Raw genomic sequence first — 21,710 nt, forward strand, 5'->3', positions numbered from 1 at the left:
CGATTAGTGCCTCAATCACGCCTCAAGCCATGCCATCAGCCCAGGTCAGCGCGTTGCCGCAACGAGTCGGCCTGCGGCCTGACCAAACTCAGGCGGAGGCTGGAAACAAGGCCTGCCGTACACAAGGCGAGTGTCGACGAGGCGGGCTGGCTGTGCGTGCTCGTGAGCTCGGCACCGGTTCTGTGCTTGATCCGACGCTCCGTCCCGGGGAGGTGTGGGGGGCAACTCTAGGGGTCGCCCGGGGATGTCAGGAGCGGGCGGCGAGAGCGTCCCCCATCTGCTCCAGCGCCTGCCGCAGGATGGGTCGCGGCATCGCGAAGATGAGCCGGGCGAAGCCCTCCCCGGCCGCGCCGCAGGTCCTGCCGTCGGTCAGCGCCACCCCCGCCTCGCGCCGGAAGAACTGGGCCGGTCCACCGGGTAGGTCGAGGGCGCGGCAGTCGAGCCAGGCGATGTAGGTGCCCTCCACCGGGCTGAGCCGCACGCCGGGGGGCACCAGCTCGGTGAGCAGGTCGCGGTTGCCGCGCAGGTAGTCCACGACGTCGTCCAGCCACTCCTGCCCGTGGGTGTAGGCGGCGACCGCGGCGCGGGCGCCGAGCAGGCCGACCGTGTCGCCGGCGTCGGTGGCGTACGGGGCGAAGGCGGCGACGTCGTCCTCGTTGGAGAGCACCATCTGCCCGCACTTGAGCCCGGGCACGTTCCAGCCCTTGGAGGCGGCCACGGCGGTGATGGTGTGCCCGGCCGTGCGGGCGTCGAGCGAGGCGTAGGGGACGTGCGGGACGTCGTCGAGGACGAGCGGGGCGTGGATCTCGTCGGCGAAGACCCGCCCGCCGTGCCGGTCGACCACCTCGGCCACCGCGGTCAGCTCCTCGCGGGTGAGGACGCGGCCCACCGGGTTCCACGGGTTGCACAGCACGAGCAGCCGGGCCCCGGCGGCGAAGGCGGCGTCGATGCCGTCGAGGTCGAGGCGGTAGCGGCCGTCCTCGCCGAGGACCGAGGGCACCTCGATGACCTCGCGGTCCTGCGCGGGCACGACGGTGAGGAACGGCATGTACGCCGGGGTGGGGACGATGACGGGGGAGCCGGGCGGGGTGAACCGGTGGATGGCGATACGCAGCGCGGAGAGCACGTCGGGCAAGAGGAAGACGTGGTCCTCGGGCACCTGCCAGCCGAAGGCGCGCCCCAGCCACTGGGCGGTGGCCCGTCTGGTGGCGGCCCGCTCGGCCACGGGCAGGTAGCCCATCGCCTGGGTGTCGGCCGCCTGCCGCACCACCTCGGCCACCTGCGGGGGCACACCGAAGTCCATCTCGGCGATGAACGCGCCGATGGCGTCCGGGAACAGCGTCCACTTGGTGCTGCCCGCCGCCCGCAGCTGCTCGACGGTGATCTCGTCGAATCGGTGCACGGAACCCTCCCGCTCCTGCGGCCGCCTCCGGCCGGTGTCGTTGCCTCCCGACGGTAACCCGCGCCGCGCGGCCGCGTGCTGCTGAGCACTCCTCGGGCCGGTGGGTGAGCACATCCACCCACCGCGTCTCACCGTGCGGGCGCCCGCGACGTCCGCCGACCTACCCGGTCGCCGGGCCGTGGCAGTGGTACTCGACACTGTCCCGCCTGCCGGGACGACTCGACGCCGTCCCGCGAGTACTGTGCAACTAGTGTCGCCCAAATCGGTGGCGTCACCTGGGACGTCGACTGAGGAGGCGGCGGAGATGGGAGACGGGTCAGCGGCTGCGGTCACCGTGGGCGTCGCGTCGTGGCTGGACGAGCTGGTGGCCGCCGGCTTCGCCGTGGCAGTCCGGCTGAACCAGGCGTCTGCCGGCGAGGCCGAGGAGCACCTCTGAGCCCGGTGCCCCCGCCCCCCGGGTAGCCGGCACCTCCAGCGGCGCGAGCCCGACACCCGCCCGCTCACTTCCGACGCCGGGGCGAGTCTGTCCACCCATGGTCAGAGTTGTCGCCGACATCTCCGTCTCCCTCGACAGCTTCGTCACCGGCCCCGACCCGGGACCGGACAACGGTCTGGGCACCGGCGGAGAAGCGCTCCACACCTGGGCCTTCTCCGACGACCCCGAGGACCAGCGCATCGTCCGCGAGGCCACCCGGCGCTCGGGCGCCGTCGTCCTCGGCCGCAGACTCTTCGACATCGTCGACGCCCCCGGCGGGTGGAGCGAGGAGGTCGGCTACGGCGCCACCGAGGTGGGCAAGCCACCGTTCGTCGTCGTGACCAGCACCCCGCCGCAGACCGTGCGGCTCGATCTCGACTGGACGTTCGTCACGACGGGGCTGGCCGACGCCGTTGCCGTCGCCCGCGGCCGCGCGGAGGCCGAGTCCGCCGCCCACGGTGCGGACCTCGACGTCGTCCTCATGGGCGGCGGCGCCACGGTGGGCTCCGCGGTGGCCGCAGGGCTGGTCGACGTGCTCTCGGTGCACCTCGCCCCGGTCATCCTCGGCTCCGGCACGCCGCTCTTCACCGGCGGACCGGCGCGCACCCTGGTCCAGCGCGAGGTGCTCGTGACGACGACGGCCACACACCTCGTCTACGAGCTCACCTGACCGCGGACGGGCCCAGGGCCCTCGTCCTGCTCAGCGCGGAGCTGCTCTTCACCTGGGCCGGAGGTCTTCCACGCAAGGCGACACCCGTGGCACAGTGGACACCTGTCGCTTTGGTGGGGCTGCGTCCCGCCGTCCAGCGGCACGGGCGGCGCCATCCCAGCGGGCGGGGGATGGCGCCGTTCGGCGTCTTCCGACCACCGCGCGCGGCGATGGAGCCGCGCCTCTTCGCGCCCCGCCCTGGCACCTTCACGCCCGCCGTGGCGGCCCCTGCCGCCCGCCCGGACCGCGTGACTTGACTCACGCCGACACCGTGCCGTTAACTGTTAACAGTTAACGGAGACCGGGTGGCGCGTGAGGAGGCGCAGTGCAGATTCAGCCCATCAAGCAGGACTCGCTCGGCGTGCAGGTGGCCGACGAGCTGCGCCGGCTCATCGCGACACGCGGGGTCGCCCCGGGCACCGTCGTCGCCGAGGAGGCGCTGGCGGCCCAGTTCGGGTTGAGCCGGGGACCGATCCGCGAGGCGATCCGCATCCTCACCAGCGAGGGCCTCATCGAGACCCACGGGCGGCGCTCGGTCATCCGCGGCCTCGTGGCCGAGGACATCGACGAGCTGTTCTCCCTGCGGTACGTCCTGGAGTCCGCGGCCGTCGAGTGGGCGATGGAGCGCGACCGCAACCACCTGGTCCGGCTGCTCGACGACGCGATCAAGGAGATGGAGAGCGCCGTCGAGGGTGGGCGCGAGGAGGACTTCGCCGACGCCGACCTGCGCTTCCACTCCAGCTTCTACATCGTCGCCGGCCACCGGCGGCTCCGGGCGATCTGGGACCAGTACCGCCCGGGCATCCACCTGGTCCTCCTCGCCTCCCGGACCACGTACAGCGATCTCGGTCCGTCGATCGAGAGCCACTACCGCCTGCGCGACCTCATCTCGAGTGGGGGCCTCGAGGCCGTGCGAGCGGACCTGGCAGAGCACCTGGACAACGCCCGTGGCCGCGTGCGGGAGTTCTACGCGACGGACACCAGGGCGACCGCAGGTCGCAGCAACTGATCCCCCCAACACCGCAAGGAGCGGAAAACCATGAAGTTTCGTAAGCGTCCAGCTGTCATCGCGGTCGCCGCGCTGACCGCCACCACCCTGGTCGCATGCTCGAGTGACGACGCCGACGGCGACGCGAGCTACCCCGACCGCGACCTGCGGATCATCGTGCCGTACGACGCCGGAGGTGCCTCCGACCTCGCCGCCCGCACGCTCGCCGGCGAGATGGAGGAGTCCCTCGGGGTCTCGATCATCGTGGAGAACCGCTCGGGCGGCGCCGGCTCGGTCGGCCTGGCCGCGCTGGCCGACGCCGACCCGGACGGCTACACGCTGGGGTACATGCCGGTGGAGGTCGTCATGCTCGGCCAGCAGGGCTACGACACCGACCACACCGACTACGAGTACCTCGGCCAGATCGTCTCGGTGCCGGCCACCATCGGCGTCCCCGCCGACAGCCCGTACCAGACCCTGCAGGACCTCATCGACGCGGCCACGGAGAACCCCGACACCATCACCGTCGGCAACTCCGGTGCCGGCTCCATCTGGCACGCCGCCACCACCCTCCTCAACGAGGAGACCGGCGCCCAGCTCCGCCCGGTGCCCTTCGACGGCGGCGCCCCGGCAGTGACCGCCGCGATCGGTGGCCAGGTGGACGCCGTCGTCGCCGGTGTCTCGGAGACCGCCCAGGCGCACGCCGACGGCCAGCTGCGCGTGCTGGCCGTCCTCGCCGAGGAGCCCGCCGACGCGCTGCCCGACGTCCCGACCGCCATCGACGAGGGCATCGACGTCGCCATCGGCGGCTGGGGCATGCTCGGCGCCCCCGCGGGGGTGCCGGACGAGGTCATCGACGTCCTCGGTGAGGCCGTCGAGGAGGCCGTCGCCTCCGAGGCCTACACCGACGTCATCACCAGCGCCGGGAACATCCCGCTGTGGCGTAACCCGGCCGACGCGACCGCGTTCGTCAACGAGCAGGCCGAGGTGTTCGCCGGCCTCCTCGCCGAGTAACCCGAGCACGACGACGTGGAGGGGGCGGGACACCGCCCCCTCCACCCACCCACCGCCCCACCCACCCCGACCCGAGGAAGAGACCCCGTGACCGCCGCAGCCCCCACCAGCAAACCCGCCCTCATCACCGCGGTGCCCACCCCGTTCCTGCCCGACGGCGGACTCGACCTGGACGGCACGCGCACCCTCTTCACCGCGCTCGCCGAGCAGCCCGTCGACGGCGCCTTCGTCGCCGGTACCACGGGGGAGTTCACCACCCTCGACGACGACGAGCGGCTCGCGGTCATCGAGGCGGGCCTGGAGGCCTTCGGGCCGGAGCGGGCCTTCGTCCACGTCGGCGCGGCACACCCGCGCCAGGCCGTGCGGCTCACCGCCGGTGCCGTCCGGGCAGGGGCCCGCAAGATCGCCGCCGTCACCCCCTACTACTTCCCGGCACCGGTCGAGGCCACCGTCGACTACTTCCGCCAGGTGGTCGAGGCGGCCGGCGACGCCGAGGTGTACGCCTACCTCTTCACCGCCCGCACGACGACGGTCCTGCCCTGGGAACAGCTGCCCCTCCTCGCCGAGGTCGGGGTGACCGGGGTGAAGATCAGCGGCGAGAGCGACGAGTCCGTGTCCCGCTACCTCGCCGCCGCCCCGGAGGGCTTCGTCGTCCTGTCGGGCAACGACGTCTCCTTCGCCCCCTTCGTCGCCGCCGGCGGCGCGGGCGTCATCTCCGGCGTCTCCAGCGTCTTCCCCCAGCCGTTCCTCCGGCTGCGCGACGCGCTCGCGGCGGGGGACCACGAGGCGGCCGACGGGTACCGCGCGGACATCGTCCGCGCCGTCGACCTCGTCCGCGCCGGCAGCATCGCCCACCTCAAGGCCGGTCTGGAGCTGCGGGGACTGCCCGCAGGCCCGGTCCGCGCGAGCGTCGAGGCGGCCCCGGAGGCCGACCGCGCCGCCATCGCCCAGGAGCTGGAACGATGGAACAGCTGACCGACACACCGGCGCCGGACGCACCCCCGCCGGCCCGCACCTCCCGCGCCTTCGAGGGGGTCGTCGCCGCCCTCGCCGTCGTCGCCAGCATCCTCGTCCTCCTGCTCGCGCGGGGGATCGAGTCGCGGGTCGACTCCGGCGGGCTCTCCCCGGCCTGGTGGCCGCTCGTCCTCGGGGGAACCGGACTGGCGCTGTCCGTCGTGCTCCTCGTCATCGGCCTCACCCGTCCCCCCGCCGCACGTGAGGGGGTCCAGGCCGGCACCCGGGAGGGGTGGGTGCGCGCCGGGCTCGCGATCGTCCTGTCGATCATCTTCATCGAGGTCTGGGGCGCCGTCGGGTTCGTCATCCCGTCCGTCGTCTACCTCGCCGTGCTCGCCGTCGTCTTCGGGATCCGGAGCTGGAAGTTCCTCCTCCTCTTCCCCCTCGGGGTCACGGCCCTCATCTACGTCCTGTTCGACCTACTCCTGCGGGTGCCGCTGTGAACACCATCCTCGAAGGGCTGAGCGCCTTCACCGACCTCGCCTTCTGGGGCTTCATGCTCCTGGGCATGGTGCTCGGCCTGCTCGTCGGCTTCTTCCCCGGCGTCACCATGACCATGGCGGTGGCGCTCGCGAGCGGTTTCACCCTCACGCTCCCGCCGGAGCAGGGGCTCGCCGTCCTCCTGAGCATCTACGTCGCCGGCCAGTTCGGCGACCGGATCCCGGCCATCCTCATCAACACCCCCGGCACCCCGGCCTCCATCGCCACCACGCTCGACGGCTACCCGATGGCCAAGAAGGGCCAGGCGGGGCTGGCGCTCGTCGTGTCCGGCATCGCCACCGCCGTCGGGATCCTCGCCAGCATGGTGCTGTTCGTCCTCATCGCCCAGCCCATCGCGTCCTTCGCGCTGCGCTTCGGGCCGGCCGAGATGTTCGCCCTCGTGCTCTTCGGCCTCACCATCATGATCAGCATCGCCTCACGGTCGCTCCTCAAGGGGCTCCTCGCCGGGGTGCTCGGGCTGCTCCTCGCCGTCGTCGGCCGCGACCCCATCACCGGTGACGCCCGGTTCACCTTCGGCATCAACGAGCTGACCTCCGGCGTGGAGTTCATCGCCGTCATCATCGGGCTCTTCGGCATCGCCGAGGTGCTGGACCAGATCATCACCCACCGGGAGACCGCGACGCGGCCCATCTCCGGGCTGGGCCGGTGGTGGCCCACCAAGCAGGAGCTGCGCGAGTCCGCCCGCGGCGGCGCCGTCGGCGGCGCCGTCGGGCTCGGGGTGGGGATCGTGCCGGCCGCCGGCGGCGACATCGCCGGGCTCATCGGCTGGGACCGCGCCCGCTCCCTGTCGAAGAAGCCGGAGAAGTTCGGCACCGGCTACGTCGGGGGCGTCGCGGCGTCCGACACCGCGTCGAGCGCCACCCTCGGCGGGTCGCTGACGACGACGATGGCGCTGGGCATCCCCGGCGACTCGGTCATGGCCGTGATGATCGGGTCGATGATCATCTGGGGCATCCAGCCCGGCCCCTCGCTGTTCACCGACCGCCCCGACATGGTGGTCCTCATCGCCGCGATCATGGTCGTGGCCACGCTCATCACCGGTGCGCTGAGCCTGGTCCGCACCCGCGGGATGGTGCGCCTGCTGGACATGAAGCCGCAGTACCTGTGGGCCGTCATCCTCATCTTCTGCATGGTCGGCACCTACGCGACGAGCAACAACGTCTTCACCGTCATGACGATGATGGTGGCCGGCGTCGTCGGCCTCGGACTCAAACGCGCCGGCATCCCCGCCGGGCCGGTCGTCCTCGGCCTGCTCCTCGGCCCGCTGGCCGAGGCCAACCTGCGCCGCGCCCTCGTCATCGGCGGCCCCGGCGAGCTCGTCGACAGCTGGATCTCGATCGCCCTCCTCGCGCTCACCGCCGTCGTCCTCGTCGGCACGCTCCTGCGCCGCGTCCGGGCCGGCATGGGCCGGAGGTCCCAGGATGCCCTGACGCCACGTTGATCGAATCCCGCACCCGACGGATCACCTACGACTGAAGAAGGAGCTGGAGTAGTGAAGAAGATCATCAACAACCCGAACGACTTCGTCGACGAGGTCGTCGACGGACTGCTGCTGGCGCACCCGGACGAGCTGCGCGCGGCCTCCGAGGACCGCCGTGCCCTCGTCCGCACCGACGCCGGGACCGGCGGCAAGGTCGGCATCGTCACCGGTGGCGGCTCGGGCCACATGCCGCTGTTCCTCGGGTACGTGGGGCGGGGCCTGTGCTCCGGCGTCGCCGTCGGCAACGTCTTCTCCTCGCCCTCCGCCGAGCAGATCTACGCCGCGACCGCGGCCAGCGACGACGGCGCCGGCGTGCTGTACCTCTACGGCAACTACGGCGGGGACGTCTACAACTTCGACGTCGCCGCCGACCTCGCCGCCGCCGACGGCATCCGCACGACCACGGTGCTCGGCACCGACGACATCCTCTCCGCGCCGCCGGAGAAGGCCGAGACCCGCCGCGGCGTCGCCGGCCTCATCCTCGCCTACAAGACCGCAGGCGCGGCGGCCGACCGCGGTGACGACCTCGACAAGGTCACCGAGATCGCCCAGCGCACCGTCGACCGCACCCGCACCATGGGCGTGGGCCTGGCCCCGACCATCCTCCCGGCCGCGGGGGAGCCGACCTTCACCCTCGGCGAGGGCGAGATGGAGATCGGTATCGGCATCCACGGCGAGCCCGGCCACCACCGCGGCCCGCTGGAGACGGCGGACCAGATCACCGACCGCTTCCTCGCCGAGCTCCTCAAGGAGCTCGACCTCACCGAGGGCAGCAAGGTCGTCGTGCTCGTCAACGGCCTGGGCGCCACCCCGCTCGAGGAGCTCTACCTCATCTACCGCCGCACCCACCGGGTGCTCGCCGAGCGCGGCGTGACGATCCACCGCAAGTACATCGGCGAGTACGCCACCAGCCTGGAGATGGCCGGTGCCTCGCTGTCCATCCTCCACCTGGACGACGAGCTCACCGAGCTCATCGACGCCCCGGCCCGCTCGCCCTTCTTCACCCAGGGCGCCGTCGAGCCGCTCACCGAGATCCCCGCGAAGAAGGCCCCCGTGGTCCGCTCCGCCGCCGCCGAGACCGGCGAGGTGCGCACCCTCGAGGACGCCGGCCGGCTGCGCGACATCGTCCTGGCCGCCACCGAGCGGCTCCCCGGCCACGCCGAGGAGCTGCGTGAGCTCGACGCCGCCCTCGGCGACGGCGACCTCGGCATCACCGTCAGCGCCGGCGCCAAGGCGGTGCACCAGGCGGTGTCCGCGCTCCCGGAGAACGCCCACCCCAGCGAGGTGCTCCGGGCCGCGGGAGTCGCCTTCTCCGGCGCCAACCCCTCGACCTACGCCGCCCTCATCGGCGGCGGCCTCGTCGCCGCCGCGGCCGCGGTGACCGAGGCCGAGCGGTTCACCACCGAGGAGCTCGCCACCGCGCTCACTGCGTTCCAGCAGCGGATCATGGAGCGGGGCGGGGCCAGGCTCGGCGACAAGACCGTCGTCGACGTCATCGCCCCCGTCGCCGAGCTCGTCACCGACCGGCGCGGCGCGGCGGCCGGCGACATCGCCGCACAGGCGGTGCAGACGGCCTCCAGCGCCGTCGAGGAGGGAGCCGCGAAGGTCTCCCAGCGAGGCCGGGCCAGCTGGGTCGGTGAGCGCAGCGTCGGTCACCGCGACCCGGGCTCGGTCGCCTTCCTCCGCCTCCTGGAGGAGATCGCCAAGGAGTTCTGACCACCGTCCGTCACGACAACCACGACCCAGGAGAAGCCATGACTGTTTCCAGCACCAAGCGGCGCCTGACGGCCCTCGTCGCCACCGCCGCGATCCTGCCGATGGCCCTCGCCGCCTGCGGCTCCCTCGAGGAGGACGGCGGCGGCACCGACACCGCCACCGACAGCACCGCGACCGACGGCGGCGGCAGCGGCGAGCACACGATCGTCACCGTGCCCAAGCTCACCGGCATCTCGTGGTTCACCCGGCTCGGGGAGGGCACCGAGCGCTACGCCGCCGACACCGGCGTGGACGCCTACATGCAGGGCTCGGGCCAGGCCGACGCCAACGCCCAGGTCCGCGTCATCGAGGACCTCCTCGCCTCCGACGTCGACGCCCTGGCCGTCGTGCCCTTCCAGCCCGACGCCGTCGAGCAGGTGCTCGGCCGGGCGATGGAGCAGGACGTCGTCGTCATCACCCACGAGGCCCCGGAGATCGAGAACGCCGACTGGGACCTCGAGGCGTTCCGCAACGAGGACTACGGCCGCAACCTCATGGAGCAGCTCGCCACCCGCATGGGCGGTGAGGGCCAGTACGCCATGATGGTCGGCTCGCTCAGCTCGGCCACCCACATGGCCTGGGTGACCGCCGCCAAGGAGTACCAGGAGGAGAACTACCCCGACATGGAGATGGTCGGGGACTTCATCGAGACCTCCGACGACTCCCAGATCGCCTACGAGCGTATGCAGGAGCTCCTCTCCGCCTACCCGGACCTCAAGGGCGTCCAGGGCTCGGCGTCCACCGACGTCGTCGGTGTGGGCCAGGCCGTGGAGGAGGCCGGGCTGCAGGACGAGATCGCCGTCGTCGGCACCAGCACCCCGAACGACGCCCGCGCGGGACTGGAGTCCGGGGCCATCGACCTCATCACCTTCTGGGACCCCGCTGACGCCGCCTACGCGATGAACGTGCTCGCCAAGGCGATCCTCGACGGTGAGGAGATCACCGACGGGATGGACCTCGGCGTTGCCGGCTACGAGAACATCTCGATCGACGGCAAGGTCATCTATGGCGACAAGGCGTGGATCGAGGTCGACCTCGAGAACGTCGACGAGTATGACTTCTGACCGGAGCACCGGGGCGCCGTCTCGCGAGGGCGGCGCCCCGCCCGCCGTCGCCGTGCGCGGTGTGCGCAAGACGTACGGGAAGGTCGTCGCGCTCGACGACGTCGACCTCACCATCCGCAAGGGCACCGTCCACGCCCTTGTCGGGGAGAACGGCTCGGGCAAGTCCACCCTGACGAAGGTCATCGCCGGGGTGGAGCATCCGGACGCCGGCACGGTGGCGATCGACGGCCGGCGGCTCGACACCAGCGACCCCCGCGTCAGCATCGCCCACGGCGTGCGGGTGATCTACCAGGACCTCGCGCTGTTCCCCAACATGACCGTCGCGGAGAACCTCGCGTTCTCCGGCGGTGACCCGCAGCTGCGGGTCATCCGCCCCCGGGAGGTCCGCGAGCACGCGACCAGGGCGCTGGCCGCGCTCGAGCTCGACATCGACCCGGACGCCCGGCTCGGGGACCTGTCCACCGCCGAGCGCCAGCTCGTCGCGATCGCCCGCACCGTCTCCTCCGACGGCCGGATCATCCTCATGGACGAGCCGACCGCGGCGCTCACCCAGGACGAGATCGACAACCTGCTCCAGACCGTCCGCTCGCTCAGCGAGCAGGGACTGACGTTCCTGTTCATCTCCCACAAGCTGCGCGAGGTCGTCGCGATCGCCGACGACGTCACGGTCATCCGGGACGGGCAGATCGTCGCCACCGGGCCGTCCACGGAGTACGACCAGGCCCGGATCACCGAGCTCATGACCGGCGGGATGGTCGAGAACGTCCGCCGGGCCAAGCCACCGGCGAGCACCGAGGAGCCCGTCGTCCAGGTGCGCGGCCTCACCCTGCGGTCGAGCTTCCACGACATCGACCTCGACCTGTACGCCGGGCGCGTCGTCGGGCTCGCCGGCCTCGTCGGCTCCGGCCGGATCGAGATCGGGCTGGCGATCGCCGGGCTCGTCACCCCGGAGAGCGGGGAGATACGCTACCGCGGCAAAGTCGCGACCAACCTGCGGGACAACCCACGTCTGCAGTACGTGCCGGACGACCGGCTCACCGAGGGCCTCTTCCTCGACTGGTCGATCGCGGACAACATCGCGGTCAACGACCTGGAGGAGGTGCTCGGCCGCGGCGGGAGCGTCTCGACGGAGAAGATCGTCGAGCTCGGCACGACGTGGCGCGACTCGCTGCGGATCAAGGCACCCGACGTCCGCAACCCCGTCTCCTCCCTGTCCGGAGGCAACCAGCAGCGGGTGCTGCTCGCGCGGGCCCTGGCCCCGCGGCCGGACGTCATCGTGCTGAACAACCCGACGGTGGGCGTGGACATCGGCTCCCGGGCCGACATCCACGACGTCGTGCGGGACATCGCCGACCAGGGCACCTCGGTGCTCGTCATCTCCGACGAGCCCGCCGAGCTGCTGAGCGTCTGCGACGACATCGTCTTCATCCACGAGGGACGGGTCGTGGCCCGACGCGACGCGGACGAGCTCGACGAGGAGACCCTGGTCGACATCATCAGTAGAGGAGGCGAGTCGTGATCCAACGACTCCGAAGTAGCCGCGAGACACTCCTCGCGGCCGTCATCGTCGGGGTGGCGGTGGTCTTCGGGCTCATGGCGCCGGAGTTCTTCTCCCTCGCGCACCTGTTCGGGATCGCCCGCAGCGCCGTCGTCATCGGTCTCATGGCCCTGGGCCTGCTCGTCGTCCTCATCACGGGCGGGATCGACATCTCGGTGTCGGCCACCGCCGTCGCGTCGATGTACATCAGCACCGTCGTCCTGCTCGAGATCGGGTACGAGGGCCCGTTCGTCGTCGCGGCGCTGCTCGCGTGCCTCCTCGGAGGGCTCTTCGGCGTCGTCAACGCCGTGCTCGTCTCCCTGCTCAAGCTGCCCTCCCTCATCGTCACCCTGGGCACGCTGACGCTCTTCCGGGGCGGGCTGCTCGCCTTCGTCGGCACCGAGCGCATCCGGGTGCTCCCGGCGCAGATGACGGAGTTCTCCCAGACCCAGCTCGTCACCGTGACATCGGCGGGCCGGCAGGCCTCGCTGCACGTGGCCGTCCTCATCCTCCTCGTGCTCGCCGTGGCCCTGGCGTGGGCGCTGCGCTCCACCGGGTGGGGCCGCAACCTCTACGCCATCGGCGACAACGAGGAGGCCGCCGTGCGGCTCGGTGTCCCGGCGAGCCGGGTGCGCTTCAGCGCCTTCGTCGTCGCCGGCATCCTCGCCGGGCTCGCCGGCATCCTCAGCGCCTCGCTCAACCGCGCCGCCGACCCGTTCACGCTCGTCGGCCTGGAGATGGAGGTGCTGGCCGCCGTCGTCCTCGGTGGCGCGGCGGTGACCGGTGGCCGGGGCTCGGTGCTCGGCACCATGCTCGGTGTCCTCCTCATCACGATGGTGGGCACCAGCCTCGTCCTCGTGGGGATCCCGTCCGCCTGGCGGCAGGCCTTCGTCGGCCTGTTCCTGCTCCTGGGTGTCGGGATCCCGGCGATCCGGGCCCGCAGGACGGAACGTGCACGCGGAGTGGTGGTGTCGGCCTGATGGACGCACGTCTGGGAAGCAAGCTCCACATCGTCGCCCTCGTCGGGCTCGTCGTCGGGCTGTTCGTCGTCATGAGCATCCTGGCGCCGAGCACCTACCCCACCGGGCGCAACATCGCCTCGATGGCCAGCCAGATGGCCCCCATCGGGCTCCTCGCCCTGTGCATCGGGATCACCTTCCTCGTCGGCGGCATCGACCTGTCCATCGTCGCGGTCGCCAACGCGGCGGGCATCTGTGCGGCCGCCGTCATCGGGGCGCTCGAACCGAAGCTCGGCGTCGGCGGTGCGGCGGTGGTCGGCGTCCTCGCCGGCCTCGCCGTCGGGTTCGTCGCCGGGATCATCAACGGCACGCTCGTGGCCTACCTGCGGGTGCACCCGATCCCCATCACCCTCGGCACACTGGCCCTCTTCACCGGCGTGTCCACCGGGATCACCGGCGGGAGCACGGTCTACGGCACCGGCAGCCTCAACGTGCTGGGGTCCGGCACCTTCGCCGGCATCCCGGTGTCGTTCCTGCTCTTCGCGCTCGTCGTCGCCGTCCTCGGCTACATCACGCTGCGGACGCGGTTCGGGTTCCGGCTCTACTCGATCGGCGCGTCGGAGAAGGTGAGCCGCTTCGCGCGGATCGACGTCGAGCGGGTGCAGATCACCACCTACGTGCTCAGCGGCCTGCTCGCCGCCACGGCCGGGCTGGTGATGTTCGCGGGGACCAACGCGGCGAACGTCTCCTTCGGGTCGTCCTACCTCATCCAGGCGATCCTCGTCGCCGTCCTCACCGGGATCGACACGAACGGCGGCCGGGGGCGGATCGTCCTCGTGCTGCTCTCGGTGGCGGCCATGCAGCAGGTGCAGACCGGCATCAACATGGCGCTGGGCCGCTGGAGCGGAGCCAACTTCGCCGCCGAGTTCGGCTGGGGTGTCCTCCTCATCCTCGTGCTGGGTCTCAGCCAGCGGCTCGGGGACGGGACGCGCAGCCGTGGCTGGCGGTTCTGGCAGCGGGAGGAGCCACCGGCCGGCTCCGAGCCGTCCGGGGCGGAACCGGAGCGGTCCACGACCACCTCGTAGTCGGTGACCCTGGTCCACGACCGACGCGACGGGCCCACCCGGTGCCTCACCGGATGGGCCCGTCGCGTGCGTGTGGGCGGTCTGGAGGTGTCCGGGCGAGTGTGCCGCCTCCCGGTCAGAGCGCCTCGACGGCGGCGGCCATGACCGCCAGGCCGGACCGGTACCGCTCGAGGAAGGTGCGGTAGCCGGAGACGTCCTCGGGGTCCGGCTGCGCGATGTCGATGTCGGCGCTCGCGAACACGTGGTCGGCGAGATAGGTGCGCAGGTCCATCTCCCCGGCCCGGGAGAGGTAGGAGGCGAGGACCGCGATGCCCCACGCTCCGCCCTCGGAGGCGGTGCCCGCCACCGCCACCGGGGCGTCCAGCGCGGCGGCCATGAGCCGCTGGGCGACGCCGGGGGTGCGGAACATCCCGCCGTGGGCGAGCATCCGGTCGACCTGCACCCCCTCGCCGGCGAGGATCTCCATCCCCAGGCTCAGCGTGCCGAAGACGCCGTACACCTGGGCGCGGACGAAGTTGGCCAGGGTGAACCGGCTGTCGGGGGTGCGGACGAGCAGCGGGCGGCCGTCGGTGAGGCCGGCCACCGGCTCGCCGGCCAGGTGGTTGTACGCGACGAGGCCACCGGCGTCGGCGTCACCCTCGAGGGCCTCACCGAGGAGGGTGGCGAAGACGTCGTCCGGCTCGAGCGGGTTCCCCGACAGCGCGGCGAACCGGCCGAAGAGCTCGGCCCAGGCGGCGAACTCCCCGGCACCGTTGTTGCAGTGGACCATCGCCACCGGCTCCCCGCTCGGGGTGGTGACGAGGTCGATCTCGTGGTGCAGGCTCGCCAGCGGCCGCTCGAGGACGACCATCGCGAAGATGCTCGTCCCGGTGCTGACGTTCCCCGTGCGCGGCGCGACGGAGTTGGTCGCCACCATCCCGGTACCGGCGTCACCCTCCGGCGGGCACATCGGCACCTCCGGGCGGAGCGTGCCGGAGGGGTCGAGCAGGGCCGCGCCCTCGGCGGTGAGCCGACCGGCCGGCTCACCGGCACGCAGCACCCGCGGCAGCAGCTCGCGCACCCTGAGGCCGGGGGCGCGGTCGGCGACGAGCGCGTCGAACCGGTCGGCCATCTGGGCGTCGTAGTCCCCGGTGGCGTCGTCGATCGGGAACATGCCCGAGGCGTCGCCGACACCGAGCACCTGCTGCCCGGTCAGCCGCCAGTGGACGTAGCCGGACAGGGTGGTGAGGAAGCGGACGCTGCCCACGTGCGGCTCGGCGTCGAGCACGGCCTGGTACAGGTGGGCCACCGACCAGCGCAGCGGGATGTTGACACCGAACAGCTCGGACAGCTCGGCCGCGGCGGGACCGGTGGTCGTGTTGCGCCACGTGCGGAAGGGGACGAGGAGCCCGCCGTCGCCGTCGAAGGCCAGGTAGCCGTGCATCATCCCCGAGATCCCGATGGCCCCGTAGGTCGAGGGCCGCACACCGTAGCGACGCTCGACGTCCGCGACGAGGTCGGCGTAGGCCGCCTGCAGCCCGGCCCACACCGACTCCAGCGAGTAGGTCCACATCCGGTCGACGTACTCGTTCTCCCACTCGTGGGAACCGACCGCCAGCACCGTCGCCGGGTCGGGCCCGACGAGGCAGGCCTTGATCCGGGTGGACCCGAGCTCGATCCCCAGGGAGGTCCGGCCGTCGCGGATCGCCTCCCGCGCGGCGTGGTCGTTCTCGTTCGCAGGTGCAACCGCGTCGGGGTACGTCACGAGGCCTCCGGTTCGCTCGAGGGGTCGGTCCGCCCCTCATCGTAGGTCGGGCCGGGGCCGCTGCGGACCGACTTCCGGCCCACCGTGGAGGGACCCGCGGACAGCCCCCAGCACTGCGCTACCCGAACGCGAGGTAGCGCCCCGGCTTGTCGGCCTCCTCCACCGTGAACCGCAGCTGCAGCCCGGCGTCGGCGAGGAGCGCCACCTGCCGGGTGAGCTGCTCGTGGGTGACGAAGACGTGCGGCCCCAGGTCCCAGTCCCGTGCGATCCAGTCGCGCAGGGCGGTGAGGAGCGCACGGTCGGTGCCCGCGGCGAGGCGGGAGGTGCGCACCCAGAAGTAGACCGCGGCGTCGTGCTCGGCCCAGCGGTGCTCACCCACCGGGGTGATGCGCGCGCCGTCGTACATGCTCGCGTCCGGTGGCATGAGGTAGACGCACCCGAGGCACTCGCTGCCGGCCGGGTCGAGCACCGTGTAGGTGAAGGCACGGCCCTCCGCGTGCCGCAGCTCGAGCTCCGCGAGGTCGGCGCGGTTGTCGGCCACGGTGAAGTCGTCGGTGGGCCACGTGGACTGCTCCCAGACACGCAGGAGCTCGCGGCTCTCCATCACCGCGGCGTGGTCCGGCTCGGCGTCGGCGGCGGTGATCGGGCGCAGGACGAAGGTGTCGGTCGTCAGGCCGGCGGGGGCGGTGGAGCGGAACGGCACGGTCGGGCTCCTCGGTAGGGCAGCGGTGGGTGTGCAGCGCCGGCGTCGGGCGCGTCCCCGTCGTCGGAGCGGCACGCCCGGGCGATGCGCACGTGGCCGAGAGTACGGGGCGGGCGGGGGCGGCTCACCCGGATTCTCGGTCCCGGCCCCTTCAGCTCGGCGCCGCGGCCGTGGCATACTCACCGACCCATGCAGTACGTCCTGCTTCGTCCGTAGCCGCGGGCACACGCCGCGCGGCCACCCCTCAGCGTCATCGTGAGGGGTTTTTTCGTTTCCGGAACCGGGGGGACCATGACCGACGTCCGTACGACGCACACCTACGACGCCCACGCCGCGGAGGAGCGGTGGCAGCGCTACTGGGCCGAGCACGGCACCTTCGTCGCGGCCGACGACGGCGCCCGGGAGCGGCGCTACGTCCTCGACATGTTCCCCTACCCCTCCGGCGACCTGCACATGGGCCACGCCGAGGCGTTCGTCATCGGTGACGTCGTCGCCCGCTACCTGCGCCTGCGCGGCTACGACGTGCTCCACCCGATCGGCTGGGACTCCTTCGGGCTGCCGGCCGAGAACGCCGCGATCGCCCGGGGCAGCGACCCGGCCGCGTGGACCTACGCGAACGTCGAGACCCAGGCGCGCTCGCTGCGCCGCTACGGGCTGAGCCTGGACTGGACCCGCCGGCTGCACACCTCCGACCCGGAGTACTACCGGTGGACCCAGTGGCTGTTCCTGCGCCTGTGGGAGCGGGGGCTGGCCTACCGCCGCGGCAGCCAGGTCACCTGGTGCCCGCGCGACCAGACCGTCCTCGCCAACGAGCAGGTGGTCCACGGCCGGTGCGAGCGGTGCGGCGCCCAGGTCACCCGCCGCGAGCTCACCCAGTGGTTCCTGCGCATCACCGCCTACGCCGACCGGCTGCTCGACGACATGGCCCTGCTCGAGGACGGCTGGCCCCACCGGGTGCTGGAGATGCAGCGCAACTGGGTGGGCCGCTCCGCGGGCGCCTACGTCGACTTCCGCATCGAGCCCGACGACGGCGAGCCCCGCACCGTCACAGTCTTCACCACCCGTCCGGACACGCTCTACGGCGCGACGTTCTTCGTCGTCGCCCCGGACGCCCCGCTGGCCGCCGAGATCGTGGCCGCCGGACAGCGGGCCGAGTTCGAGGCGTACCGCGAGCGCACCCGGCGGCTGTCGGACGTCGAACGCCAGGCGCAGGGTGCCCGCACCGGGGTGTTCCTCGGCGCCCACGCGGTGAACCCGGTCGACGGCAGCCGTCTGCCGGTGTACGCCGCCGACTACGTGCTCGCCGACCACGGCACAGGTGCTGTCATGGCCGTCCCCGCGCACGACCAGCGCGACCTCGACTTCGCCCGCGCGCAGGGGCTGCCGGTGCGGGTGGTCGTCGACACCGGGGAGCCGTCGCCCGCGGAGACCGGCGTGGCGGCCACGGGAGATGGGACCTACGTGCGCTCCGGCCCGCTGGACGGGCTGACCGACCGGGCCGCAGCCGTCGCCTCCGTCGTGGCGCGGCTCGAGGCCGACGGGACCGGCCGCGCCGGGACGAGCTACCGGCTGCGCGACTGGCTGGTGAGCCGGCAGCGTTTCTGGGGCGCACCGATCCCGATGGTGCACTGCCCCGGCTGCGGGGAGGTGCCGGTGCCCGAGGACCAGCTGCCGGTCACCCTGCCCCACCTCACCGGCGCCGACCTCGCCCCCCGCGGCGTCTCCCCCCTCGCCGCGGCCACCGAGTGGGTGCGCCTGCCCTGCCCGCGGTGCGGCGGTGCGGCGCGCCGGGACACCGACACCCTCGACACCTTCGTCGACTCCTCCTGGTACTTCCTGCGGTACTGCTCGCCCGGCTACGGCGACGCCCCGTTCGACCCCGACGCCGTGCGCCGCTGGATGCCGGTCGACCAGTACGTCGGCGGCGCCGAGCACGCCGTCCTGCACCTGCTCTACATGCGCTTCATCACCAAGGCGCTCCAGGACGCCGGGCTCGTCGACTTCCCCGAGCCGGTGCTCCGCCTGCTCACCCAGGGCCAGGTGGTCAACCAGGGCCGGGCGATGAGCAAGTCGTTGGGCAACGGCGTGGACCTCGGCGAGCAGCTCGACCGGTACGGCGTCGACGCCGTCCGCACGACGATCCTCTTCGCCGGACCGCCGGAGGACGACCTCGACTGGGCCGACGTCAACCCCGCCGGGACGGTGAAGTTCCTCCAGCGCTGCTACCGGCTGGCCGCCGACGTCGGCGCGCCGGTGGGTGCCGACCCGGCCGCAGGGGATCGGGCGCTGCGCCGCGTCACCCACCGCACCGTCGCCGAGGTGGAGGACCTCCTGGAGCGGCGGCGCCTCAACGTCGTCGTCGCCCGCGTCATGGAGCTCGTCAACGCCACCCGCCGCGCGGTCGACGGCGCGCCCGGGCCCGCGGACCCGGCGGTGCGGGAGGCCGCCGAGGTGGTGACGGTGCTCCTGAGCATGGTGGCTCCCTACCTCGCCGAGGAGATGTGGGAGCTGCTCGGCCACCCGCCCTCGGTCGCCGAGGCACGCTGGCCGGAGGTCGACCCGGAGCTCGTCGCCACCGAGACCGTCACCTGCGTGCTCCAGGTGGGCGGCAAGCTGCGCGGCACGCTGCAGGTCGCGCCGTCGGTGACCGCGGAGGAGCTGCGCGAGTTGGCCCTCGCCCACGACGGCGTCAGGCGGGCCCTGGCCGGGCGGCCGGTGGTGCGGGTGGTGGTCCGGGCCCCGCGGCTGGTGAACGTGGTCCCGGGCTGACGCCGCGTGGGCTGATGGCCCTCGATCAGTCGGTGACCGTGCCCGGGGTCGTGGTGTCGCGGGCGACGAGGTACGTGCGGCCGTCGGCGCCGCGCCGCACCTCCCAGTCGCCGCGCACGGTCGCCAGCGGGTCCTGGGCGGCGTGGTCGACCTGACCGCGCACCGGAGTGAGCTGCGCCGGCCCGAAGACCTTGCGCACCAGGCCGATGACGCGGCCTCCCCGCTGCTGCCTACCCGGCCCTGCCATCGCTGCTCCACCGTCCGTGTCCGTCGACACGACCCGGACGGTCGTGCGCGCCGGGAGCCTACCCAACAGGACCGGGGCCCCGGTGCGCCGTGCCACCTCACGGCCGTGGCTCGCTCGGCGCCGGTGTCGTCGGCGGAAAAGTGCTCGGTCCCGGCGCCGGCGGGGCCTACCCTCGGCACACGCCGTCGTAGCGAGCGAGGAGAGCCGATGGACGACGCCAAGCAGATGCTGCACGACTACCTGCGCAGCCTGCGCGAACGCGTGCTGTGGAAGGTCGAGGGGCTCTCGGAGCGTGACCTGCGCTGGCCGCACACCCCGACCGGCACCAACCTCCTCGGCGTGGTCAAGCACCTGGCCGGTATCGAGCTCGACTACTTCGGGGTGACCTTCGGTCGCCCCGCGCCGGTGAGCCCGCCGTGGCTGGCCGAGGACGCCGAGGACAACGCCGACATGTGGGCCACCGCCGACGAGTCGGCCGCGGACGTCATCGGCCTGTACCGCCTGGCCACCGAGCACGCCGACGCCACCATCGAGGCGCTCGACCTCGGCTCAGCCGGGAACGTGCCGTGGTGGCGAGCCGGCGACGTGACGCTGCACCAGATCCTCGTCCACGTCATCGCCGAGACGGCCCAGCACGCCGGGCACATGGACATCGTCCGCGAGCTCGTCGACGGGTCGGTGGGGCTGCGCCAGGGGGCCACGAACATCCCCGGCCGCGACGAGGAGTGGTGGCGCGGCTACGTCGCCCGACTACGGCAGGTCGCCGAGGAGGTCGGCGGCTGACCCCACCTCGCCGGCACCGGGCTCCCGGTGCCATGCTCGTCCTGGTGACCGTGCTCGGGAAGCGGAGGGGCGGCGCCGGAGCGGAGGACTCATGAGTCGGCCCGGCAGCCGTGAGGCGGCCGACCTGGTCGCGCGCGACGACGGCGCGCGCCGGGCGCTGCAGCGGCGCGTCCTTGCCGTCGTCGCCGTCACCCAGGTGCTCGGCGGAGCCGGGCTCGCCGCGGGGATCACCGTCGGTGCGCTGCTCGCCGAGGACATGCTGGGCACGCGTGGCCTGGCCGGACTGCCGGTCGCCCTGTTCACCCTGGGCTCGGCGCTCACCGCGTTCCTCGTCGGGCGGCTCACCCAGCGCTCCGGGCGTCGGGCCGGTCTCGGCGCCGGGTTCGCCGCGGGGGCGCTCGGCGCGGCCGGTGTTGTCCTCGCCGCGGTGACCGGCGCCGTCGTGCTGCTCCTCGTCGCGCTGTTCGTCTACGGCGCGGGTGCGGCCACCCATCTGCAGACCCGGTACGCCGGCACCGACCTCGCCCGGCCCGAGGAGCGCGGCAGGGCGGTGAGCGTGGCGCTCGTCGCCACCACGTTCGGTGCGGTCGCCGGGCCCAACCTCGTCGAGCCGCTCGGCGACCTCGCGACCGCGCTGGGCTTCCCGGCGCTCGCGAGCCCGTTCCTTCTCGCGGGTGCCGCCTACCTCGCCGCGGGGACCACGCTGGTCACCCTGCTGCGGCCCGACCCGTTCCTCGTCGTCCGCGACCTCGCCGCGGCGAGGTCGGCGCCCGGCGAGGCGGTCCCGGCAGGCCGGCGTCCGGGTGTCAGCGCCGGGGCGACCGTCATGGTGCTGACCCAGGTCGCCATGGTCGCGATCATGACGATGACGCCGATCCACATGCAGGCGCACGGTCACGGTCTCGGCGCCGTCGGCCTCGTCATCAGCATCCACGTCTGCGCGATGTTCCTGCCCTCGCTGGTGACCGGCGGCCTGGTCGACCGGGTCGGGCGTGTGCCGATGGCGGCGGCCTCCGGGGTGACGCTGCTCCTCGCCGGCGTGGTCGGCGCCCTCGCGCCGGGTGACTCGCTGCTCATGCTCGTGCTCTCGCTGTCGCTGCTCGGGCTGGGGTGGAACTTCGGGCTCATCGCCGGCACCGCGCTCATCGTCGACGCCACCCCGACGGCCACCCGCGCCCGCACCCAGGGCAGCGTGGACGTCCTCATCGCGCTCAGCGGCGCCGGCGGTGGTGCGCTGTCCGGCGCGGTCGTGGCGGGCAGCAGCTTCGCGACGCTCGCCCTTGCCGGTGGACTGCTCGCGCTGCTGCTGGTGCCGACGATGGCGGTCTACCGACGCCACGTGGCCGGTGCTGCGGCTGTCGCTGGGAACTGAGCCGTCGGTGGGAAGTGGGCGCTCGGTGGGAACTGAGCTGTCGGCGGGAGGTGGGCTGTCGGTGGGAGGTGGGCTGTCGGGGCTCTGCGGGTGCCGGGCCTATCCTGCG

Annotated in this window: 19 protein-coding genes; 15 read left to right on the forward strand and 4 right to left on the reverse strand. The window is 72.8% G+C overall.

The genetic code is table 11. The annotated features are described in order from the left end of the window. Positions 1-247: 247 nt before the first annotated feature. Positions 248-1,402, reverse strand: coding sequence for an aminotransferase class I/II-fold pyridoxal phosphate-dependent enzyme (locus Q0195_RS12535; protein ID WP_299279068.1), 1,155 nt, complete (start codon positions 1,400-1,402; stop codon positions 248-250). 304 nt (positions 1,403-1,706) lie between these two features. On the opposite strand from Q0195_RS12535, the gene Q0195_RS12540 reads away from it, so the two are divergent. The 12 genes from Q0195_RS12540 (at position 1,707) to Q0195_RS12595 (ending at position 13,983) form a co-directional block, all read left to right on the forward strand. Then, entirely contained in the window at positions 1,707-1,838 is a 132-nt protein-coding gene (locus Q0195_RS12540; protein ID WP_299279070.1) for a hypothetical protein, read from the forward strand. A gap of 97 nt (positions 1,839-1,935) precedes the next feature. Further along, entirely contained in the window at positions 1,936-2,547 is a 612-nt protein-coding gene (locus tag Q0195_RS12545) for a dihydrofolate reductase family protein (RefSeq protein ID WP_299279072.1), read from the forward strand. A gap of 364 nt (positions 2,548-2,911) precedes the next feature. Further along, positions 2,912-3,595 (forward strand): GntR family transcriptional regulator, encoded by a 684-nt coding sequence (locus Q0195_RS12550; protein WP_299279073.1) that lies wholly within the window; start codon positions 2,912-2,914, stop codon positions 3,593-3,595. A gap of 30 nt (positions 3,596-3,625) precedes the next feature. Then, positions 3,626-4,588, forward strand: coding sequence for a tripartite tricarboxylate transporter substrate binding protein (locus Q0195_RS12555; RefSeq protein WP_299279075.1), 963 nt, complete (start codon positions 3,626-3,628; stop codon positions 4,586-4,588). 87 nt (positions 4,589-4,675) lie between these two features. Beyond that, positions 4,676-5,563, forward strand: a complete 888-nt coding sequence (locus Q0195_RS12560; protein ID WP_299279077.1) for a dihydrodipicolinate synthase family protein — start codon at positions 4,676-4,678, stop codon at positions 5,561-5,563. Continuing rightward, positions 5,551-6,045, forward strand: coding sequence for a tripartite tricarboxylate transporter TctB family protein (locus tag Q0195_RS12565; RefSeq protein WP_299279078.1), 495 nt, complete (start codon positions 5,551-5,553; stop codon positions 6,043-6,045). The genes Q0195_RS12560 and Q0195_RS12565 overlap by 13 nt, the downstream gene beginning before the upstream one ends. Then, on the forward strand, positions 6,042-7,544 hold the full coding sequence (locus tag Q0195_RS12570; protein WP_299279080.1) for a tripartite tricarboxylate transporter permease: 1,503 nt from the start codon (positions 6,042-6,044) through the stop codon (positions 7,542-7,544). The genes Q0195_RS12565 and Q0195_RS12570 overlap by 4 nt, the downstream gene beginning before the upstream one ends. 51 nt (positions 7,545-7,595) lie before the next feature. Continuing rightward, positions 7,596-9,299 carry a dihydroxyacetone kinase family protein gene (locus Q0195_RS12575; RefSeq protein WP_299279082.1) on the forward strand — a complete coding sequence of 568 codons (1,704 nt, stop codon included), beginning with the start codon at positions 7,596-7,598 and terminating at the stop codon, positions 9,297-9,299. 38 nt (positions 9,300-9,337) lie between these two features. Beyond that, entirely contained in the window at positions 9,338-10,402 is a 1,065-nt protein-coding gene (locus Q0195_RS12580; protein WP_299279083.1) for an autoinducer 2 ABC transporter substrate-binding protein, read from the forward strand. Beyond that, on the forward strand, positions 10,392-11,921 hold the full coding sequence (locus Q0195_RS12585) for a sugar ABC transporter ATP-binding protein (protein ID WP_299279085.1): 1,530 nt from the start codon (positions 10,392-10,394) through the stop codon (positions 11,919-11,921). The genes Q0195_RS12580 and Q0195_RS12585 overlap by 11 nt, the downstream gene beginning before the upstream one ends. Then, complete coding sequence (locus tag Q0195_RS12590; protein ID WP_299279087.1) at positions 11,918-12,919, forward strand: ABC transporter permease; 1,002 nt, start codon at positions 11,918-11,920, stop codon at positions 12,917-12,919. Before Q0195_RS12585 ends, Q0195_RS12590 begins: the two co-directional genes overlap by 4 nt. Continuing rightward, on the forward strand, positions 12,919-13,983 hold the full coding sequence (locus Q0195_RS12595; protein ID WP_299279089.1) for an ABC transporter permease: 1,065 nt from the start codon (positions 12,919-12,921) through the stop codon (positions 13,981-13,983). The genes Q0195_RS12590 and Q0195_RS12595 overlap by 1 nt, the downstream gene beginning before the upstream one ends. A gap of 115 nt (positions 13,984-14,098) precedes the next feature. Here Q0195_RS12595 and Q0195_RS12600 read toward each other — a convergent pair whose 3' ends face one another. Both Q0195_RS12600 and Q0195_RS12605 read right to left on the reverse strand, forming a co-directional pair. Then, a complete protein-coding gene (locus tag Q0195_RS12600; RefSeq protein WP_299279091.1) occupies positions 14,099-15,727 on the reverse strand; it encodes an FGGY-family carbohydrate kinase in 1,629 nt (542 codons plus the stop codon). A gap of 118 nt (positions 15,728-15,845) precedes the next feature. Then, the gene (locus Q0195_RS12605; protein ID WP_299279093.1) at positions 15,846-16,430 is read right to left on the reverse strand and encodes an N-acetyltransferase; all 585 of its coding nucleotides are present in this window, start codon (positions 16,428-16,430) and stop codon (positions 15,846-15,848) included. Positions 16,431-16,721: 291 nt separating this feature from the next. Here Q0195_RS12605 and leuS point away from each other — a divergent pair, with 291 nt between their 5' ends. Further along, positions 16,722-19,199 (forward strand): leucine--tRNA ligase, encoded by a 2,478-nt coding sequence (leuS, locus tag Q0195_RS12610; RefSeq protein ID WP_299279094.1) that lies wholly within the window; start codon positions 16,722-16,724, stop codon positions 19,197-19,199. Between the two features lie 25 nt (positions 19,200-19,224). Here the strand turns inward: leuS and Q0195_RS12615 are convergent, their stop codons facing one another. Next, on the reverse strand, positions 19,225-19,446 hold the full coding sequence (locus tag Q0195_RS12615) for a hypothetical protein (protein ID WP_299279096.1): 222 nt from the start codon (positions 19,444-19,446) through the stop codon (positions 19,225-19,227). 207 nt (positions 19,447-19,653) lie between these two features. Here Q0195_RS12615 and Q0195_RS12620 point away from each other — a divergent pair, with 207 nt between their 5' ends. After that, positions 19,654-20,229, forward strand: a complete 576-nt coding sequence (locus tag Q0195_RS12620) for a DinB family protein (protein WP_299279098.1) — start codon at positions 19,654-19,656, stop codon at positions 20,227-20,229. 91 nt (positions 20,230-20,320) lie between these two features. Continuing rightward, positions 20,321-21,601: an MFS transporter gene (locus tag Q0195_RS12625; protein WP_299279099.1), complete on the forward strand. Its 1,281-nt coding sequence runs from the start codon at positions 20,321-20,323 to the stop codon at positions 21,599-21,601. The last annotated feature ends 109 nt before the right edge of the window (positions 21,602-21,710 follow it).

The organism is uncultured Georgenia sp. (genome assembly GCF_937958535.1).
GTDB lineage: Bacteria > Actinomycetota > Actinomycetes > Actinomycetales > Actinomycetaceae > Oceanitalea.